This window comes from Pseudomonas sp. NPDC088890, from assembly GCF_044900155.1.
Lineage (GTDB): Bacteria > Pseudomonadota > Gammaproteobacteria > Pseudomonadales > Pseudomonadaceae > Aquipseudomonas > Aquipseudomonas urmiensis.
In genome coordinates this window covers 131,941-146,644 of the sequence record NZ_JBJDNG010000006.1, presented here as the reverse complement: position 1 = coordinate 146,644, position 14,704 = coordinate 131,941, and the positions used below count along the sequence as shown (strand labels likewise).

Annotated in this window: 15 protein-coding genes and 1 riboswitch; of the genes, 7 read left to right on the top strand and 8 right to left on the bottom strand. The window is 61.7% G+C overall.

What is annotated here, in order from left to right:
• Nucleotides 1-15 precede the first annotated feature (15 nt).
• Nucleotides 16-1,935, bottom strand: a complete 1,920-nt coding sequence (locus ACI2JX_RS14820; protein ID WP_264234750.1) for a DUF1302 domain-containing protein — start codon at nucleotides 1,933-1,935, stop codon at nucleotides 16-18.
• Nucleotides 1,936-2,267: 332 nt separating this feature from the next.
• Complete coding sequence (locus ACI2JX_RS14815; RefSeq protein ID WP_186554165.1) at nucleotides 2,268-3,950, bottom strand: fatty acid--CoA ligase; 1,683 nt, start codon at nucleotides 3,948-3,950, stop codon at nucleotides 2,268-2,270.
• Nucleotides 3,951-4,241: 291 nt separating this feature from the next.
• On the opposite strand from ACI2JX_RS14815, the gene ACI2JX_RS14810 reads away from it, so the two are divergent.
• From ACI2JX_RS14810 to ACI2JX_RS14800, 3 genes are all read left to right on the top strand, one after another.
• Nucleotides 4,242-5,207, top strand: a complete 966-nt coding sequence (locus ACI2JX_RS14810; RefSeq protein WP_404690365.1) for a 2-hydroxyacid dehydrogenase — start codon at nucleotides 4,242-4,244, stop codon at nucleotides 5,205-5,207.
• A 50-nt stretch (nucleotides 5,208-5,257) separates the two neighbouring features.
• Nucleotides 5,258-6,256 carry a class I SAM-dependent methyltransferase gene (locus tag ACI2JX_RS14805; protein WP_186554167.1) on the top strand — a complete coding sequence of 333 codons (999 nt, stop codon included), beginning with the start codon at nucleotides 5,258-5,260 and terminating at the stop codon, nucleotides 6,254-6,256.
• 40 nt (nucleotides 6,257-6,296) lie between these two features.
• Nucleotides 6,297-6,417, top strand: a riboswitch (yybP-ykoY riboswitch).
• A 91-nt stretch (nucleotides 6,418-6,508) separates the two neighbouring features.
• Nucleotides 6,509-7,093: a TMEM165/GDT1 family protein gene (locus tag ACI2JX_RS14800; RefSeq protein WP_186554301.1), complete on the top strand. Its 585-nt coding sequence runs from the start codon at nucleotides 6,509-6,511 to the stop codon at nucleotides 7,091-7,093.
• 53 nt (nucleotides 7,094-7,146) lie between these two features.
• On the opposite strand, the gene ACI2JX_RS14795 is transcribed toward ACI2JX_RS14800, so the two are convergent.
• The 4 genes from ACI2JX_RS14795 to ACI2JX_RS14780 form a co-directional block, all read right to left on the bottom strand.
• A complete protein-coding gene (locus tag ACI2JX_RS14795) occupies nucleotides 7,147-7,962 on the bottom strand; it encodes a M48 family metallopeptidase (RefSeq protein WP_186554168.1) in 816 nt (271 codons plus the stop codon).
• Nucleotides 7,963-8,061: 99 nt separating this feature from the next.
• Nucleotides 8,062-8,682, bottom strand: a complete 621-nt coding sequence (locus tag ACI2JX_RS14790; RefSeq protein ID WP_264234747.1) for an SOS response-associated peptidase — start codon at nucleotides 8,680-8,682, stop codon at nucleotides 8,062-8,064.
• A gap of 13 nt (nucleotides 8,683-8,695) precedes the next feature.
• Entirely contained in the window at nucleotides 8,696-8,956 is a 261-nt protein-coding gene (locus ACI2JX_RS14785) for a putative signal transducing protein (protein WP_264234746.1), read from the bottom strand.
• Nucleotides 8,956-9,141 carry a CPXCG motif-containing cysteine-rich protein gene (locus tag ACI2JX_RS14780; RefSeq protein ID WP_264234745.1) on the bottom strand — a complete coding sequence of 62 codons (186 nt, stop codon included), beginning with the start codon at nucleotides 9,139-9,141 and terminating at the stop codon, nucleotides 8,956-8,958. The genes ACI2JX_RS14785 and ACI2JX_RS14780 overlap by 1 nt, the downstream gene beginning before the upstream one ends.
• Before the next feature lie 121 nt (nucleotides 9,142-9,262).
• On the opposite strand from ACI2JX_RS14780, the gene ACI2JX_RS14775 reads away from it, so the two are divergent.
• Nucleotides 9,263-10,432, top strand: coding sequence for a 1-acyl-sn-glycerol-3-phosphate acyltransferase (locus tag ACI2JX_RS14775; RefSeq protein ID WP_404690364.1), 1,170 nt, complete (start codon nucleotides 9,263-9,265; stop codon nucleotides 10,430-10,432).
• 31 nt (nucleotides 10,433-10,463) lie between these two features.
• On the opposite strand, the gene ACI2JX_RS14770 is transcribed toward ACI2JX_RS14775, so the two are convergent.
• A complete protein-coding gene (locus ACI2JX_RS14770) occupies nucleotides 10,464-10,724 on the bottom strand; it encodes a hypothetical protein (protein ID WP_264234743.1) in 261 nt (86 codons plus the stop codon).
• Nucleotides 10,725-10,883: 159 nt separating this feature from the next.
• On the opposite strand from ACI2JX_RS14770, the gene ACI2JX_RS14765 reads away from it, so the two are divergent.
• Nucleotides 10,884-11,090 carry a hypothetical protein gene (locus ACI2JX_RS14765; RefSeq protein ID WP_186554174.1) on the top strand — a complete coding sequence of 69 codons (207 nt, stop codon included), beginning with the start codon at nucleotides 10,884-10,886 and terminating at the stop codon, nucleotides 11,088-11,090.
• Between the two features lie 269 nt (nucleotides 11,091-11,359).
• On the opposite strand, the gene ACI2JX_RS14760 is transcribed toward ACI2JX_RS14765, so the two are convergent.
• Nucleotides 11,360-11,944, bottom strand: coding sequence for a YajG family lipoprotein (locus ACI2JX_RS14760; protein ID WP_186554175.1), 585 nt, complete (start codon nucleotides 11,942-11,944; stop codon nucleotides 11,360-11,362).
• A 145-nt stretch (nucleotides 11,945-12,089) separates the two neighbouring features.
• On the opposite strand from ACI2JX_RS14760, the gene ACI2JX_RS14755 reads away from it, so the two are divergent.
• Entirely contained in the window at nucleotides 12,090-12,323 is a 234-nt protein-coding gene (locus tag ACI2JX_RS14755) for a hypothetical protein (RefSeq protein ID WP_186554176.1), read from the top strand.
• A gap of 605 nt (nucleotides 12,324-12,928) precedes the next feature.
• Nucleotides 12,929-14,434, top strand: a complete 1,506-nt coding sequence (mqo, locus tag ACI2JX_RS14750) for a malate dehydrogenase (quinone) (RefSeq protein WP_186554177.1) — start codon at nucleotides 12,929-12,931, stop codon at nucleotides 14,432-14,434.
• The last annotated feature ends 270 nt before the right edge of the window (nucleotides 14,435-14,704 follow it).

Here is a 14,704-nt window from a genome sequence, read left to right as displayed (position 1 = left end):
CCTGGATCAATGTTCTTAGAAGTTCACACCGAAGCTGAGCGCGATGAAATCGCGATCATCCACAGTGGTGTACTTGCCGTCGAAGAAGTTGGTGTACGACAGGTTCGCCGTGTAGGTGTTCTGGTACTCGGCTTCCAAGCCCAGACTGACCGCCTTGCGGCCTTCCTCGAAGTTGCCGCCAGGGCCTGGCGAGTAACCGTCGACGTCATGCGACCAGGCCACGCTTGGGCGCAAGTTGACCCCGGCGAAGACGTTGTTGTAGTCCCAGATCGCGCGGATGCGGTAACCCCACGAATCGCTGGTGGTATAGCCGTCGTTTTCGCAGTAGCGCGAGACGTTGTTGGCATCGGCAGTACCCAGGGTGTTGCTGTTCAGCGCCTGGCACTGGCCATTTGGCAGCGGACCTGGGCCATAGACCGGGTCTCGGCCATATCGCGCCTTGGAGGTACTCTCCAGACCGCCGACGTGAGTCCAGCCGACCTCACCCACCATGGTCAAGCGTTCTGCCCCCATGACCTGGTCGAAGAAGTGGGTGAACGTGGTCTGCAGCTGGGTGATTTCCTTCCGGCGATAGCCTGGCTGATCCTGACCTGGGGTGCCTGGGAGCACGGACACATCCGGGTTGAGTGGGGTCAGGCCCGAGAACAGGATATCGGTGGTATTCAACTGCACCGGCGCGTTCGGCCGGTAGCTGATCTCACCACTCCACGCGGTGCCGGTTGGCAACGTGGTGGAGAAGCTCAGGCCGTACAGACGGATGTCCTCGGGATACTCCACGTAGTAGCTGGAGTTACCCGCGACCACCAGCGGCATCAAGCCCGGCAGCAGGCCCGGCAGCAGTCCGGGCGGTACACCAGCACCGATCAGTGCTCCGGCCAGCCTGTTCGGGTCATAGAACTGCGCATCGGCACCGCGGCCACTGAAGATCGGCGCACGGCTGTGGTAGTTCATGAAGTAGCCACCAAACTCGGTATTGAGCGGTTCGAACATGTAGCGCATGGCCACGCCGAACTGGCCGCTGTCACGTGCATCGCGGTCAGGGCCACGGCGTACGATCACACCTTCGTCAGGCGAACCATAGCTCACGCCCTGTGCGGCCAGGGTAGCGCCAATGGGACCTGCCAGCGGGCCGAGGCGGCCGGCCAGCGAGTTCTGCGTAGCCAGTACGGCCAGGTTGTTGTCACAGCCGTCGGCGATCACGTCGGGTTGCGAGAAGAAGGTACCGCAGTTGTCGACGACCGTCTGGTCCCATTCGATCTGGTAGAAGCCTTCCACCGACAGGTTGTCGGTGACGCTCTGCGACAGATAGAACATGTTGACCGGAATCAGGCCTTCCTTGATTTCGGCACCTGGACGGCGGAATGCCGAGACATCGATCGGGTTGATGCTGTTGATGCCACCGCCGATGAAGGTACTTTCACCCCAGCTCACCACCTGCTTGCCCAAACGCACGGTGCCCGGCAGGTCGGCAATGTTGTAGTTGTGGTAGATGAAGGCGTCGAGCAGTTCAGCGCCAGAAGACTGGGCGCCTTCCTTGCGGTTGGAGTCGCTGATGTCTTTGAACTGGCGGTGTTCGTCCTTGAGTTCGAAGTCATACCAGTACTTGCCACGCACGAATACACCTGTGTCGCCGTACTTCAGCTCCAGGTCATGGATACCCTTGAAGATCTTGGAGAAGGTCTCGCCTTTCTTGAAGTTCAGGTGGCCGTCGTCGGAGGTCTGCGACAAGCCTTTGCCGCCGTTGTTGGAGCCAATGAGGTTCTTGTTGGGATTGGCTGTCGACCAACTGGCGCCGACAGAGAGCGACGAATCGAACTGACCTTCGATTTCCCCGATGTTGAAACTAACGGCAAACGCGGGACTTGCGAGCGTTGAAGCGAGGCTGACGGCCAGGGGCAGTTTTGCCCGGCGCCAGAACTGGTTTGCAGATTTCATCGACGCTACTCCATGTACTTTTTTGTTATGGCAGTGAGTCCTTTCAAGAACGGTCCGAGCGACCGGTGTGCAGGCTGTTGCCCGCGACGATGCGAGTTGCACGCATCGTCCTCCCCCATTCCTGAAAATCCCCTGGCCCCGACTATAGCCAGCAGGCACAGGCGCTTGATCCCTCTAAAGTGTGATTTGCGTTCCGTGCCTGCCGCTCGCTCCATGACTGTCTGGTGTGCGAGCTGACAGTGCTCAAGCATGGCGCAATTTCTTCATTTGACAAGCCGCCGCGCGCTCTGCAATGCGGGTCACGCCCATTGAGGGGTAACCCGCATGGCCCATCAGAGGGTCGACAGGAAGGCGCTGTTGCTCGCCTGCCACTCGACGATATCCACGCGGATGCGCTTCTTGTCGAGCTTGCCGACGCTGGTCTTGGGAATTTCAGTAACAACGGCGATCTGGCTGGGAATCGCCCACTTGTTGATGTGACCCTGCTCGACAAACGGCTTGAGATGATCCTTGAGCGTGCGGGCGTCGATGCTCTGCCCTTCACGGATCACCAGCAAGGCGAACGGCCGCTCACCCCACTGCGGGTCGGCCACCCCGACCACTGCCACTTCACGCACAGCGGGGTGACGGCTGATCAAGTCTTCAAGGTCGAGCGAGGAAATCCACTCGCCGCCCGTCTTGATCACATCCTTGATCCGGTCGCGAATGTCGATGTAACCCATGCCGTCGAGGGTGGCGACATCGCCGGTGTGCAGCCAGCCGCCGGCCCACAGCTCGGCGCTTTTTTCCGGCTCCTTGAAATACCCCATCGACAACCAAGGTGCGCGCAACACCAGCTCGCCTTGGGTCTCGCCATCGGCGGGGAGGAAATTACCCGCACCATCGACGATTGCCGCCTCCACCAGTGGCACCGGCACTCCGGCCTTGATCCGATAGGTCACCCGCTCATCCTCGCTGCCGGCCTGCAGCTCGTCATTGAGGTGCGCTGCGGAGATCAGCGGGCAGGTTTCCGACATGCCGTAGGCGGCAGTCAGCTGGATGCCGCGAGCCAGCGCAGCCTCGTACAGCGCACGGTTCAAGGCGCTGCCGCCGATGATGATCTTCCAGCCGCCGAAGTCCTGGCCTTGCGAGGAGGGGCAGTTGATCAGCATCTGCAAAATGGTCGGCACACAGTGGGAGAAGGTGACCTTCTCCTCGCGCCACAGCTTGACCAGCATGTCCGGCTCGTAGCGCCCAGGGTAGACCTGCTTCATGCCCAGCATGGTCGCCGCATAGGGAATGCCCCAGGCATGCACATGGAACATCGGCGTGATGGGCATGTAGACGTCATTGCTGCCCAGCAAGCGCACGCTGTCGATACTGCCGGTCACCGACGCCTCGGCCAGCGTGTGCAATACCAACTGACGGTGGGTGAAGTAGACGCCCTTGGGGTTACCGGTAGTACCGGTGGTGTAGAAGGTGGTGGCCACCGAGTTCTCGTCGAAATCGGGGAAGTCGTACTGCGGGCTGGCAGCGGCCAGCAGTTGCTCATATTCGCCGACCAGGTTCGGCAGCTCGGCGCTCTTGTCCGGGCCGTCAGTCAACAGCAAGGTCTTGTCGACGGTGGTCAATTGCCCGGCAATGCCTTGGTAGAGAGCCACGAAGTCACTATTGACCAGCACCAGGCGATCTTCAGCGTGGTTCATGGTGTAGAGAATCTGCTCAGGCGACAGGCGCACGTTGATGGTGTGCACCACCGCCCCAATCATCGGGATGGCGAACATGCATTCCAGGTAACGGTGGCTGTCCCAGTCCATCACCGCCACGGTGTCGCCCGCCTTGACCCCAGCCTGGGTCAGCACATTGGCCAGCCGCGCGATGCGCTCGACCAACTGGGGATAAGTCAGCCGCAGCTGGTCGCGATAGACGATTTCGCGGGTTTTCTCATAACGGCTGCCAGACATCAGCAGGCGTTTGATCAACAGTGGGTACTGGTAGGCACCTTCGGCGGGCTTGATGATGCGGGTCTGCAACATGGGTATCCCTTTTGTCGAATACGGGCGGGTCTGGGTATTTACGCAGTCGTTACTCTAGATCGGCGATGTGACAGCCAAATCAGCCGAAGGAATGATTTGCAGGTGGCAGGTATGAGTGGCGTTGACGCGATACCTGCACGACCTTGACACTGGGGCACGCCTGGGGCTGTTGCGCAGCCCATCGCAGGCTTGCCCAGCCCCTACAGGTCATGCGCAATTGTTGTAGGAGCTGGCTTGCCTGCGATGAGCCGCGCAGCGGCCCCGATCACGCCCCTGCCACCGGAGCCTCTCATGCCCAGCCCGCGCCGCGCCGTCTTTCTTGATCACCAGTCACTGGACCTGGGTGACCTCGACCTGTCACCTCTGGCTAGCCAATTCGACGACCTGCAGCTGTACCCGTCGACCAGTGCCGAGCAGGTCGCCAAGCGCTTGCAGGGCGCAACCGCGGTAATCAGCAACAAGGTCCAGCTCGATGCCGCTACCCTGGCCGCCAACCCGCAGCTCAAGCTGATCCTGGTAGCGGCCACCGGCACCAACAACGTTGACCTGCAAGCGGCCCGCGCCCAAGGCATCACCGTGTGCAACTGCCAAGGCTACGGCACCCCCTCGGTCGCCCAGCACACCATCGCCCTGCTGCTAGCCCTGGCCACGCGCCTGTGCGACTACAACCAGGCAGTGCGCGACGGGCAATGGGCCAAGGCCAGCCAGTTCTGCCTGCTGGACTTCCCGATTGTCGAGCTGGAAGGCAAAACCCTCGGCCTGCTCGGCCATGGCGAGCTGGGCGGCGCTGTGGCGCGCCTGGCCGAAGCGTTCGGCATGCGCGTGCTGAGCGGGCAGATCCCGGGTCGCCCGGAGCGCCCCGAACGCTTGCCTCTGGATGAGCTGCTGCCGCAAGTCGATGCCCTCACCCTGCATTGCCCTCTCAATGACCACACCCGGCACATGATCAGCAGCGCACAACTGGCGTTGCTCAAGCCTGGCGCGTTGGTGGTCAACACCGCCCGCGGCGGCCTGATCGACGAACAGGCCCTGGCCGATGCCCTGCGCAGCGGCCACCTGGGCGGTGCGGCCACCGACGTGCTCAGTGTCGAGCCGCCAGTCAATGGCAATCCACTGCTGGCCAGCGACATTCCACGCCTGATCATCACCCCGCACAGCGCCTGGGGTGCGGTGGAATCGCGCCAGCGTATCGTCGGGCAGCTGAGTGAGAACGCCCAGGCGTTCTTTGCTGATCAGCCGCGCCGCGTGGTCAGCTGAGCCAAGGCCGCCTCTGCTACACTGCGCGACTTTTTCAGGAGGCGTCGTCCATGGACCCGCGCAGTGAAGTGTTGCTCCGTCAGGCGGAGTTGTTCCAAGGCTCGGTGCTGCTCGCCGGCCTGCCCGCCGACGACCTGCTCGGCCAATTGCCGCAGGCCCATGGCTGGACCTGGCACGCTGGCGACCAAGCGATGCTCGAGGCACGCTTCGCCGGGCGCAACCAGCATGGTGTCGATGTGCCGGACGTAGCGTTCGACGCAGCCGTGCTGTTTCTGCCCAAGTCACGCGAACTTGCCGCCTACCTGCTCAATGCCCTGGCCTCGCGCTTGGCCGGCCGCGAGCTGTATCTGGTTGGCGAGAAACGCGGGGGTATCGAAGGCGCGGCCAAGCAGCTGCAGGCCTTCGGCAAACCGCGCAAGCTCGACAGCGCGCGGCATTGCCAGCTGTGGCAAGTGACGGTGGAAAACGCCCCGCAAGCAAAACCCCTGGAAAGCCTGGCTGAGCGCTTTGAGCTGGAGCTGGCCGACGGCCCACTGAAGATCGTCAGCCTGCCCGGGGTGTTCAGCCATGGTCGCCTCGATCGCGGCACTGCACTGTTGCTGGAGCACCTGGACGGCTTGCCGGTCGGCCATGTGCTGGACTTTGGCTGCGGCGCCGGGGTGATCGGCTCGATCATCAAGCGACGCTACCCGGACAGCCAGGTCACCTTGCTCGATGTGGATGCTTTTGCCGTTGCCAGCAGCCGACTGACCTTGGCCGCCAATGGCCTGCAGGGCGAGGTCATCAGCGGTGATGGCATCGATGCGGCGCCGCGCGATCTGCAGGTCATCTTGAGCAATCCGCCGTTTCATACCGGGGTACATACCAACTACCAGGCCTCGGAAAACCTGCTGAAAAAGTCGGCAGAACATCTGCGATCCGGTGGCGAACTTCGCCTGGTGGCCAACACCTTCCTGCGCTACCAACCATTCATCCAGGAGGCCTTGGGCAACTGCCGGACGCTGACCGAAGCAGGCGGCTTTCGCATCTACCAGGCCAAGCGCGGTTGAAAAATAGCGCTTGCCCAAACGCATTGGCCTAGGCAGAATCCGCTCCGTCCTAGGGGAGTAGTCTCCCGCAAGCACCCTCGCTTGCCCGGTACGCGTCAACACACTTGGTCCACAGACCATGGCGCGTACGACCCACGGTCCGCGCAGACGGATCCAGGGTTTGACAAGACCTATGACACGCACACCTTACCCGGGGCGGGAAGGCTGTACGTGTCATAGCCGTGTCGACCCGCCCCCGTAGGAACCCTGATGCTGGAATCCCTGTTGGTCCCCACCGCAATCGTTGCACTCGCTGAAATCGGCGACAAGACGCAACTGCTCGCGCTCATTCTCGCCGCTCGCTTTCGCAAGCCCTGGCCAATCATCGCCGGTATCGTCGCCGCTACCCTGGCCAACCATGCCGCTGCGGGCGCAGTCGGTGCATGGGTCAGTGGTTTCTTCAGCGAGAGCGTGTTGCACTGGATCCTGGCTGCCAGCTTCACCGCTACCGCGTTGTGGACGCTGGTTCCGGACAAGATGGACGACGACGAAAGCAGCGCTGCGCGCCGGTTCGGGCCTTTCCTGACGACGCTGATCGCGTTCTTCCTGGCAGAGATCGGCGACAAGACGCAGGTCGCCACGGTGATGCTCGCTGCGCAGTATCCGCACCTGATCATGGTCATCATCGGCACCACCCTGGGCATGCTGATTGCCAACGTGCCGGTGGTACTGGCGGGTAATTTTGCTGCCGACAAACTGCCACTGACGCTGATTCGTCGTCTGGCGGCTGCGGCATTCGTGGTGCTGGCGATCGTCGCGGTGTATTCGGCGATGAAGACCAGTGGCTGGATAGGCTAAGGGGCTGGATCATGAAATGACTGGGGCCGCACAGCAGCCCCAGTCGTTTCAAGTTACTTCTTGGCAGCTTGATACAACGGCATCACCTTGGGGATGGCCGCTTGCAGCGAAGCGATCCGGCTGCTGGACGCCGGGTGAGTGCTCATGAACTCAGGCGGGGCGCCTTCGGAAGCCTTGCTCATCTTGTTCCACAGGGTGATCGCAGCGTTCGGGTTGTAGCCGGCACGTGCCGACAGCTCCAAACCGATCAAGTCAGCCTCGTTCTCGTTGGCGCGGCTGTTGGGCAAGGTCATGGCGTAGTTCACCACGGTGTCGGCCAGCGCCATGCTGTCCTGGCCCAACCCCAGCAGTGCACCGGCCCCGGAGCGCGCCATCTGTACGCCATACGCCTTGGACATGGCTTCGCGGCCGTGCTCACGCAAGGCGTGGGCGATTTCGTGGCCCATCACAGCGGCGATTTCGTCATCGGTCAATTTGAGCTGATCGATCAGGCCGGTGTAGACGATGATCTTGCCGCCTGGCCCGCAGTTGGCGTTGAGCTCGTCGCTCTTGATCACGTTGACTTCCCATTTCCACTGCGCCGCATCCGGGCGGAACTGTGGCGCCTGGGCGATCAGCCGATCGGCGATGGCCTGCACGCGTTTCGCTTCGGCGCTGCTTTTGTCCAACACGCCTTTGCTCGATGCCTCGCTGAGGGTCTGCTGGTACGACTGGGCGTACATCTGGTTGACCTCATCGGTCGAGAGCATGCTGAACATGTACTGCTTGCGTTCCACGCCCACGGCGCCACCACTGGTGGTATTCACCGCCTGGCAGCCGCCGAGCAGGACACTGGCACTCAACATGCTGACAACAAATGACTTACGCATAAAACACTCCCTATTTACGTGCCGCGTATCCTAGGGCCAGACGCTTGAGGCCGCTAGAGCCGCAGGGAAGATTTATCGCGAGGACTTTCTGCTAGTCCATCAAGCCGGGGTCAGGCACTCCGGCGCATCGAGCTTCGGATCATTGACGAAGTTGGCCAACGCCCGCTCACGCAAGGCTGCCGGAGGGCTCGCCAACAGCTCCTGCAAACGTGCCACCGGCGTATCCGGATCAAGCCACGCCGCCTGCCCTGCCTCGTCAAGGATCAACGGCCGGCGCTGATTCACCGCCGCCTGAGTGACCACCGCACAACTGAGCCACACCTGCTCCTGAACAGGATACGCCTCCCACACCGCCGCGAAAAACAGCGAAGCACCCTCGCCCGGCGTCAGCCAGTAAGGCCGCTTGCGCACGCTGCCGCGCCACTCATAAAAGCCGTTGGCTGGCATCAGGCAGCGCCGCTGGCGGAACGCCTCACGGAACATCGGCTGCTCGGCGAGGGTCTCCGCGCGGGCTTGAGCCGGAGTCCGGGACAAGTCGGTCAACCAGGGCGGGGTCAGGCCCCAGCGGGCCCGGGCCAGCTGCGGCTGGCCGTCGACCTGGCGCTGGATGATCACCGAGGCTCCAGGTGAGATGTTCCATTGCGCCTGTTGGTCGGCAGGGTATCCCGGCAACGCGGCAAATGCCGGGGACCAGCGAAACAGGGCATAACGTCCACACATGGCAATAAACAACCTAGCAAATCAGGGTTCCGGGAACACTTTCCGGCTCGTCGCCAGCAAGTGGCTGGGCAGCATTGTACGCATCGATCAGCTGGCGCGCGTACTCGGCCTGTTCATCGTGCACTGCCAGCCCAAGCAACCCTTGCATCGGCAGCTCGCCTGCGGCGCCGACCAGGTCGCGCCCGACCAGGTGCCCATCGATGCCCTCACTGGCGAGCATGGCAAGCAGCAATTCGGCCTCCAGCAGGCCTTCGGGCTCATAAATTCGTTGCATCAGGCGTCATCCTCGCGCTTCACATCGAGCATCCATTCGTCACCATGCACCTGCAGGATGAAGAGAATAGGACGACAGCAGACCTGGCAGTCCTCGATGTAGGTTTGATCACCGCCCGACAGGTCGAGCGTGGTCTCGACCTCTTCACCACAATATGGGCAGTCGTAGATGGCTGATTCCAGCATCGCGGCCTCCGCAGTGACTTGTGCGTATAATTGCCGGTCTATTTACAGGGCCTGCGTGTGTCCGAGCCGTTTTTCGGAACCGATCCCTACCTATTACCCTAGCCGTTTCCAACAAGAGAGCATGATGGGCGAATTCGATGCCATCCGACCGTACGACGACGCTGAGGTCCCTGCCGTTCTGGCACGCCTGCTCAGCGACCCGGCATTCCTCGATATCCTCACCCACTTCCGCTTCCCGCGCGCCGCGGGCGCCTTCGGCTGGCTGCTCAAGCCGCTGATCGCCCGCCGCCTGCGCAAAGAGTTCGCCGGAGTGACCTGCGTGTCGACCCTGCAGGACAAAGTCGAGTACTACGTCGACCAGACCATCGAGCGCGCCACCGATGGCGTGACGTATTCTGGGGTCGAGCAGCTCAAGTCGGGCACCGCGTATCTGTTCCTGGCCAACCACCGCGACATCGTCATGGACCCGGCCTTCGTCAACTACGCGGTGTATCACGCGGGCCTGCCGACCCCGCGCATCGCCATCGGTGACAACCTGCTGCAAAAGCCGTTCGTCAGCGACATGATGCGCCTGAACAAGAGTTTCATCGTCCATCGCTCGCTCAGCGGTCGGCGCGAGAAGCTCGCGGCCTACCAGTTGCTATCGGCTTATATCAATCATTCGATCCGCAACGATGGCGCCTCGATCTGGATCGCCCAGGCCGAAGGCCGCGCCAAGGATGGTGACGACCGCACCGATTCGGCGATCCTCAAGATGTTCCACATGAGCCGCAAGGACGAGCCATTCGGCGCGGTGATCCAGGGCTTGAACCTGACCCCGGTATCGATCAGCTACGAATACGACCCATGCGATCAGGCCAAGGCCCGCGAGCTGTATATTCGCGCTACCACCGGCACCTACAAGAAGGCGCCTGGCGAGGATGACAACAGCATTGCCTTGGGCATTACCGGCTATAAAGGTCGGGTGCACATCAACTTTGCCCCGCCGGTGACCGAATTCTTCGAGGACACCAAGCAACTGGCGCAGGAAATCGACCGGCAGATCCTCGGCGGCTACCGCTTGTTCCCGGTGCATTACCTGGCGTATGCCATGTGGAGCGAGGCCGATCCTGCGCTGCAGGTGCCGAGCGCGGACAAGCTGTTCCCTGCTGAAGAATTGGCGCGCGCCAAGGAAGAATGGCAGCGCCGCCTGGATGCTTGCCCGGTCGAGCAGCAACCGTATCTGGTGCTGCAATACGCAACGCCGGTGCGCAACCAATATCAGGTCAAGGCGCAAAGCCCGGTCGCCTGAATGGGCTGGGGCCGCTAGGCGGCCCCCCTGCTTAGATCCAGGTGCTGAACCAGGACAACAGCAGCGCCATCGCCAGGCACGAGAAGCCGAGGATGTAGTAGTAGCGTGGCACGCGACGGTCGAAGGCATCGACCAACCCTTCATCGACCGCCAGGCTCTCGCGGGTCATCACCGCGCGACGCCGGGCACTCTGCAGCAGTAGCCCGCCTGGGCAGGTAATCAACAGGGCAAGCAGGTTGATCAGCTTGCCTGGGTGGGAAGCCAACAGCCCCCAGAGCACTTGCAACGACATTGCACGACCTCGGAATTGCCACAACGAAAGCCCGGCATTCTACTCAAGCCCATCGCGCGCGCCGATTTTTTACGACCAACTGTCACTAAATTTCATCTGTCACATGCTCGTCATCAGAACAGGCCACCCTGTCGGCCTTTTCTTCTCACGGAGCTAGTCATGCTGCATGCCGAAAACCAGGACCGCCTCTACCTCGTTGCCCAGAGCGATGAACAACAGGCGCTGATCGATGGTTTTGCCATCAATGTGCAGGACCGCCAGTGGCTGGTGTATTGCGCCTTGGGTGGGCATGCGCATGAAGATCTACCAGAGGTGGATGGGCAGACCGGGTTGAGCTGGTTGGATTTTCATATAGAAGCAGCCTAAGGCCGAATAGCGGGGATTGCTTTGTCTGGTCCAGACACCAAAAATCCCGCTTAGACAGCTGCTGTTCATTTAAGGTTTTGGGGCCGCTTTGCGGCCCTTCGCGGGCGAGCCCGCTCCCACAGGGATAGCGCCGCTCGGACGGTCGGCGTCGATCTGTGGGAGCGGGCTTGCCCGCGAAGGGCCGCAAAGCGGCCCCAAAGCAGACGATACGGGTCTTAAATGAACAGCGTTACGCTCAGGCAGCGGGCTTTTGCATTACAGGGGGCGTATTACTCGGCCAGTACCTGACCAATGGTCGGGTCCTTGAACAGACGTGTCAGCGCATCGCTCAGCACGTCGCTGACCAGCTTGGTGTTGGTTTCCTGGTTCGGCGCCATGCCGAAGCGCTGGTCCAGGGAGGCCCCGTAACGGCCGCTGTAGCGGCGGTTGGCGTTCGACACGTCAGCACGGAAGGTGGCGCCGATGGTTGCCTCGGTCACGTACATCTTGTCCTTGGGCGACTGGTACTTGAGCTCGGCCAGGGTCACGGTCAACTGCGGCGCATTGGAGGCATTCGGAGTCGGGGTGAAGCCCAGCAGACGCACAGCCGCTTCAGCCTGGGCCTGCAGCTTGGGCACGACATCGTTGCCGTTGACGCTGATGGTACTGGTCTCGGGGTACATGCCACCGCGGGTGCCGAGTGACTGCGAAGCACGACCATCGACCACCTTGACCACCACCGGCTGGCCACGCCCGACCGGATTGAGCTGGGCCGTGAGCTTGGGCTGCGGGCTGAGTTGTTGCGGGCTGTGGGCACAACCGACCAGGCTCAGGCTGGCCACCGCGATCAAACCGAACAGCAGACGTTGCAACATGCGCGTTTCTCCAGAAAATGCGGCAAAGGCCCACAGTATACCCAGCCCCACAAGGGCCAGCCATCGGCTAAATCCGCTTGTCACAATGGTTTCATGGCTGAGCCCTTATCCTAGCGCCAGCCCCCTCGAATAGGACTCAACCGCCATGGCCTCGCTCTGGACCTTGCTCTTCCACCGCCCGCGCCACCTTACCTACGCTCGCCTGGACTGCGACGGAAAATGCCTGGCATTCAAGCACTGCGGCCAGCCTCCAGCGGGCAGTGGCTGGGTCCAGGTCAGCGAAGCCAAACTGGCTTGGCTGGGCCAACCACTGCCTTCCAGCGCCCGAGTTTGCGCCCGCGCAAGCCGTCACTGGCAGCAACGCAGCCTGCCAGCCTGACAAACGCTGCAATAAAAACCGCGATTAACGACCTTTCTGCCCGCGACATCGTTATAATCTCCCCCCGATTATAAGGACGTCTCCTGATCGGGCCCCGCACCTGCCGATTGACCCCGGCACCTTCACCGCCTCGCCCACAGAGAGCCTTCCACTTCAGGTCTTGCATCGGCTGTCGTGCCTGCTTTTTCTGGCCTTCTGCTTTGCATGAACCTGTGGGTTGCCATCGCGCAGTCCCTTTTTGAGGTTCACGTCTCCAAAAGAGCGTGGAAAAACGGGTTTTCACAACTTCACAAGAGTGTGGCGAGCAAAATGAACAGTCTGGCATGTGCAAAAGCGGCAGATGTGTCCCGAACGGCCCCTAATGGCCGGCAACTTCGCTCATCCTCGATGAGTAACTGAGGCCGGTCCATAACGCACGTCGGATGCCTTGACCATAAGTCGAATTGCCGCACCCGCGGCAACAGCGTTCAATAGATGAACCCTGAGACTGATTGGCGGTGTCCGCGGAAGTTGCAAGAACTGCGAAGAGTCGGACATGGCGAACCTGGCAACCCCAGGGATCCTATGCTGTCAATTAGGTGCTGTAGATTGTGGAGACGCGTTAAATGGCGCAGAACGAATCGGTTGATGTAGTACTGGTAGGCGCGGGCATCATGAGTGCCACCCTGGCCGTACTGCTCAAAGAGCTCGACCCGGCCCTCAAACTGGAGGTCGTCGAAGCGATGGACTCCGGGGCTGCGGAAAGCTCCAACCCTTGGAACAACGCCGGGACCGGTCACGCCGGCCTGTGTGAGCTGAACTATACGCCGCAGGCCGCCGATGGCAGCATCGACATCAAGAAGGCCGTGCACATCAATACCCAGTTCGAGGTTTCGCGCCAGTTCTGGGCTTATTTGAGCAAGAAAGGCAGCTTCGGCTCGCCGCGTGCGTTCATCAACCCCGTGCCACACCTGAGCTACGTCGAAGGTGACAAGGGTGTGTCCTTCCTCAAGAAGCGTTTCGAGCTGCTCAAGCAGCACCACGCCTTCGCCGAGATGGAATACACCGAAGACAAGGCGGTGATGAACGACTGGATGCCGTTGATGATGCCCGGCCGTCCGGCTGACCAGCACATCGCCGCCACCCGCGTATTGAAAGGCACCGACGTCAACTTCGGCGCCCTGACCAACAAGCTGCTCAAGCTGCTGGGCAACAGCCCGGACACCCAGGTCAAGTACAGCAAGAAGGTCATCGGCCTGCGCCGTAACGGCAGCGGCTGGACGGTCAGCATCAAGGACGTCAACAGCGGCAGCACCCGTGAAGTCGACGCCCGCTTTGTCTTCCTCGGCGCCGGTGGCGCGGCACTGCCACTGCTGCAAGCCTCGGGCATCCCTGAGAGCAAAGGCTTCGGCGGCTTCCCGGTCAGCGGCCAGTGGCTACGTTGCGACAACCCGGAAATCGTCAAGCAGCACCAGGCCAAGGTCTACAGCCAGGCTGCGGTCGGCGCCCCGCCGATGTCCGTGCCGCACTTGGACACTCGCGTGGTCGATGGCAAGAAATCGCTGCTGTTCGGACCTTACGCCGGTTTCACTACCAAGTTCCTCAAGCACGGTTCGTTCTTCGACCTGCCGCTGTCGGTACGCATGGGCAACATCGGCCCGATGCTGGCGGTAGCGCGCGACAACATGGACCTGACCAAGTACCTGGTCAGCGAAGTGATGCAGTCGATGGAGCAACGCCTCGAGTCGCTGCGCCGCTTCTATCCTGAGGCCAAGGCCGAGGACTGGCGCCTGGAAGTGGCTGGCCAGCGCGTGCAGATCATCAAGAAAGATCCGAAGAAAGGCGGCGTGCTGCAGTTTGGTACCGAGCTGGTCTCGGCCCAGGACGGCAGCCTGGCGGCACTGCTGGGCGCCTCCCCAGGTGCTTCGGTGACCGTCTCGATCATGCTTGAGCTGATCGAGCGCTGCTTCCCCGAGCAGGCCAAGGGTGCCTGGGCGGCCAAGCTCAAGGAAATCTTCCCGGCTCGCGAGAAGGTCCTGGCTACCGATGCCGCGCTGTACCGCAAGATCAGCGCCTACAACGACGAAGCCCTGGAAATGGTGGAAAGCAGCCCGGCTCAGCATTACGCCTGAGCTGGCTGAAACGAAAAAACGCCCTTTGGGGTAATGCTGTTCACTTACGATTTTGGGGCCGCGTTGCGCCCCTTCGCGGGCAAGCCCGCTCCCACAGGTAAAGCGCTTAACTTGAGAACGGCGCTACACCTGTGGGAGCGGGCTTGCCCGCGAAGGGGCGCAAAGCGGCCCCAAAGCAGGCGACAAGGGCCTTAGGTGAGCAGTACTACCCTTCGGGGCTTTTTTTGTGCTGCGTAACTACCGACCTCTTGGGGCCGCTTTGCGGCCCCG

Coding starts and splice junctions, on each gene's coding strand:
- ACI2JX_RS14820 (WP_264234750.1), bottom strand. CDS start 1,935: ATGAAATCTGCAAACCAGTTCTGGCGCCGGGCAAAACTGCCCCTGGCC.
- ACI2JX_RS14815 (WP_186554165.1), bottom strand. CDS start 3,950: ATGTTGCAGACCCGCATCATCAAGCCCGCCGAAGGTGCCTACCAGTAC.
- ACI2JX_RS14810 (WP_404690365.1), top strand. CDS start 4,242: ATGCCCAGCCCGCGCCGCGCCGTCTTTCTTGATCACCAGTCACTGGAC.
- ACI2JX_RS14805 (WP_186554167.1), top strand. CDS start 5,258: ATGGACCCGCGCAGTGAAGTGTTGCTCCGTCAGGCGGAGTTGTTCCAA.
- ACI2JX_RS14795 (WP_186554168.1), bottom strand. CDS start 7,962: ATGCGTAAGTCATTTGTTGTCAGCATGTTGAGTGCCAGTGTCCTGCTC.
- ACI2JX_RS14790 (WP_264234747.1), bottom strand. CDS start 8,682: ATGTGTGGACGTTATGCCCTGTTTCGCTGGTCCCCGGCATTTGCCGCG.
- ACI2JX_RS14785 (WP_264234746.1), bottom strand. CDS start 8,956: ATGCAACGAATTTATGAGCCCGAAGGCCTGCTGGAGGCCGAATTGCTG.
- ACI2JX_RS14780 (WP_264234745.1), bottom strand. CDS start 9,141: ATGCTGGAATCAGCCATCTACGACTGCCCATATTGTGGTGAAGAGGTC.
- ACI2JX_RS14775 (WP_404690364.1), top strand. CDS start 9,263: ATGATGGGCGAATTCGATGCCATCCGACCGTACGACGACGCTGAGGTC.
- ACI2JX_RS14770 (WP_264234743.1), bottom strand. CDS start 10,724: ATGTCGTTGCAAGTGCTCTGGGGGCTGTTGGCTTCCCACCCAGGCAAG.
- ACI2JX_RS14765 (WP_186554174.1), top strand. CDS start 10,884: ATGCTGCATGCCGAAAACCAGGACCGCCTCTACCTCGTTGCCCAGAGC.
- ACI2JX_RS14760 (WP_186554175.1), bottom strand. CDS start 11,944: ATGTTGCAACGTCTGCTGTTCGGTTTGATCGCGGTGGCCAGCCTGAGC.
- ACI2JX_RS14755 (WP_186554176.1), top strand. CDS start 12,090: ATGGCCTCGCTCTGGACCTTGCTCTTCCACCGCCCGCGCCACCTTACC.
- mqo (WP_186554177.1), top strand. CDS start 12,929: ATGGCGCAGAACGAATCGGTTGATGTAGTACTGGTAGGCGCGGGCATC.